General features: G+C 62.4%; 4 protein-coding genes. All 4 read left to right on the top strand.

Annotated features, from left to right (window positions below; all coding sequences use genetic code 11):
* Positions 1–212, top strand: a 212-nt coding sequence (locus tag EN884_RS33045; protein ID WP_164895317.1) for an NAD-binding protein, incomplete at its 5' end; no start/stop codon positions are given.
* Positions 205–1119, top strand: coding sequence for an NAD(P)-dependent oxidoreductase (locus EN884_RS33040; RefSeq protein ID WP_127224576.1), 915 nt, complete (start codon positions 205–207; stop codon positions 1117–1119). The genes EN884_RS33045 and EN884_RS33040, both read left to right, overlap by 8 nt.
* A 23-nt stretch (positions 1120–1142) precedes the next feature.
* Positions 1143–1892: an SDR family NAD(P)-dependent oxidoreductase gene (locus EN884_RS33035; protein ID WP_063170865.1), complete on the top strand. Its 750-nt coding sequence runs from the start codon at positions 1143–1145 to the stop codon at positions 1890–1892.
* A 162-nt stretch (positions 1893–2054) separates the two neighbouring features.
* Positions 2055–2415: hypothetical protein (locus tag EN884_RS33030; protein WP_164895316.1), on the top strand; the 361-nt coding region annotated here is incomplete at its 3' end.

Here is a 2415-nt window from a genome sequence, read left to right as displayed (position 1 = left end):
CCTATGCGCGTCAGCTGCTGAAAGACCTCGACATGGTGCAGGAGCTCGCCCGTAGTTCGGGCACGGCGACCCCAATGTCCGGCCAAGCCGCCCAGCTCTTTGATCTGCTTATCGCCGCCGGCCACGGCGACATCGACGGCACCGGCATCTACCGCCTCTACGAAGGCGCGCCGTCACATCTTACAGCGATCGGGGAGAGCGCGCGTGCCTAGTAATTCTTACGGATTCATCGGTCTCGGTGCGATGGGCATGCCCATGGTCACCAAGGCTCTGGCAGCCCAGCTCGACGTGCACATTTTCGATACCAACGCTGCGGCCGTCGATGTCCTTGTCGCGCAGGGAGCAAAGCGGCAAGACAGCGCCGCCGCGGTCGCCAATGCGGTCGAGACGGTCTTCGTCAGCCTGCCAAACGCGCCGATCGTCGAGGCCGTCGCGCTGGGTGAGGCCGGCCTTATCCATGGCAAACGCATCAAGCACTATATCGATCTCTCGACCACCGGCCCGACAATGGCGCGCAAGGTCGGTGATGCGATGGCGGAACGCGGCGTATCTGTGCTGGATGCGCCCGTCAGCGGCGGACCAATCGGCGTCCGCAACGAGACGCTGGCGGTCATGGCGTCGGGGTCGGAGCAGACACTGGAACGGGCACGACCGTTCCTGGCGACATTTGCAAAGACTTTTGTCCATCTCGGCCCGGACGTCGGCAAGGCACAGATCCTCAAGCTCGCCAATAATCTTCTCACCGCAACCAACATGGTGATTGTCGGCGAAGCGCTAGCATTCGCCGAAAAGGGCGGTATCGAGCCCGAGGATCTGTTCCGGATCATCAATGCCGGCTCAGGCCGGTCCTGGGTGTCCGAGATCGCCTATCCAAAGCATGTGGTGACACGCCGCTACGACCAGAATTTTCGCACCGAGCTCATGCACAAGGACGTGACGCTTTGCATGCAGGAAGCCGAGCGTATGGGCGTGCCAATGTGGCTCGGGGCCAACGTCCGCCAGTTCTGGCAGTTCGCCATGACGCAAGGCATGGCCGACGCCGATTGCTCGCGCATCGCGGCCCTCATCGAGGGTTGGGCAGGCCTGAATATCGAAGACGCGGCCGAGGCCGCCGAATGAATTCATATGGGGAGGAGTACACCGTGATGCTGAACGACAAGACCGCCATTATCACAGGCGCCGCCTCGCCGCGCGGCATAGGCAAGGCCACGGCCCGGCGGTTTGCCGCGCAGGGCTGCCGCGTGGCGATCTTCGACCTCGACGAAGAGGCCGCCATGAATGCGGCCCGCGACATCGGCTCCGAACACATCGGCGTGGCTTGCGATGTCCGGGATCCTGTTTTTTGTCGCAAGGCAGTTGGTGACGTCATGGCCCGCTTCGGACATGTCGACATCCTGGTCAACAATGCCGGCATCAGCCAACCAGACCGGCTGATGGATATCACCCAGGAGAATTTCGACCTGGTCATCGATTCCAGCCTGCGTGGCAGCCTGAACATGACCCAGGCTACCGTGCCTTCGATGATCGAACGGCGCTCCGGCGCTATCGTTTCGATCGGCTCGATCGCGGCCCAGATCGGCGGCGGCATTTTCGGCGGACCGCATTATTCCGCCGCCAAGGGCGGCATCCACAGCCTCACCAAGTCGATGGCGCGTGAACTGGCGCAGCACAATATCCGCGTCAACGCGATAGCCCCCGGCACGATCGACACGGACATCTTTGGCGACAAGCTGACCGAAGACAAGCGGCGCGACATCGTCGTGAACATCCCGCTGGGCCGGCTCGGGACGGCTGACGATATCGCAAAAGCCTGCCTGTTCCTGGTCTCGGACCTGTCCGACTACGTGACGGGACTCATTCTCGACGTGAACGGCGGCCGATTCATGCACTGAAAAGACAGTCCGCACGGGCCTGCGGATCGATGCAACGACGAACATTGGAGGCGACGCATGCTTACGATCAATTCCGGACAAGACGAGGCTCCGCTTTCGGGTGGGGCGGTGCTTCTAACGTTTCGTCGCGAATTTCCAGCGCCTTCTTCAGGGATCGAAGGCGTGCATCGTCCCACCTGCTCGATATGGGACACCCCCCGCGAGTACCAGCCCGATGCGTTGTTGAAGTCAGGGATCAAGGATGAAGCGGTTGCCTCCTACCTGTCAGACACCCGTCCGCTCTATGACGCCGCCAAGCGTTGCGTTGGCCAGCTTTCGGGAATCCTGCTTCTGCTCCAGACCGACAGCCTCGACCGCAACCGCAACGATCTCTTGCTGGCGTCGGTGACAAGGCAGTTGCGCGAGGCAACCGACCGGCTTGGTGCGGTGAAGGCGCCGCCGACAGCGGCCCGCCACCAAGCCGCGCTCGCCGATCTGCTAGTGCTTCTCGGCCGGATACTCTCGCGGCTTGATCGTCTTGCCG

This window comes from Mesorhizobium sp. M7A.F.Ca.AU.001.01.1.1 (assembly GCF_004022735.1).
Classification (GTDB): Bacteria; Pseudomonadota; Alphaproteobacteria; order Rhizobiales; family Rhizobiaceae; genus Mesorhizobium; species Mesorhizobium ciceri.
This window is presented reverse-complemented; position numbering and strand designations above follow the sequence as displayed.